We start from the raw sequence: 400 nt of genomic DNA, 5'->3' as shown, positions 1-400 counted from the left end.
GGTGCCAGGTCTTGCCATAGGGAAAGCCCCGCCGCGCCGCGCCGGCCGCATCGGTGGAGGTGCGGTCCAGTTCGATCGACTCGTGGCGCAGCCCGGCGACGAGCGCCACGGCGGGCGTGAGGCGCAGCCGGTCCTCCAGCGCGAGCGCCGTGTTGCGCAGGCGCGTGGTCTGCAACTGCTGCACGAGCGGGCCGTAGAAGCCGCGGTCGGGCGCCACGAGCGACACGCTGTCGCCCGGGAAATTCGCGGCGCCGGGGCGCGACAGGTCAGTGTGGCTGAATTCGAGCGCGGCGACGGCCCGGTTCTCCAGGCCCGCAATCCGGCCGTCCCATTGCAGCTCCGTCTTGTTGCCGGTAGTGGTCTGGTCCTGCGCGACGAAGAAGCGTTCGCGGTCCACCAG

At 71.8% G+C, this 400-nt stretch carries 1 protein-coding gene; it reads right to left on the bottom strand.

Going from position 1 to position 400, the window contains the following annotated elements; all coding sequences use genetic code 11:
• The coding region (locus tag FJV41_RS57610) for a TonB-dependent receptor (RefSeq protein ID WP_141649687.1) at nt 1-400 on the bottom strand (400 nt) is incomplete at both ends.

Origin of the sequence: Myxococcus llanfairpwllgwyngyllgogerychwyrndrobwllllantysiliogogogochensis (assembly GCF_006636215.1) — a bacterium.
GTDB classification, from domain to species: domain Bacteria; phylum Myxococcota; class Myxococcia; order Myxococcales; family Myxococcaceae; genus Myxococcus; species Myxococcus llanfairpwllgwyngyllgogerychwyrndrobwllllantysiliogogogochensis.
The sequence above is the reverse complement of the archived record's forward strand: the minus strand, read 5'-3'. Positions and strand labels throughout refer to the sequence as shown.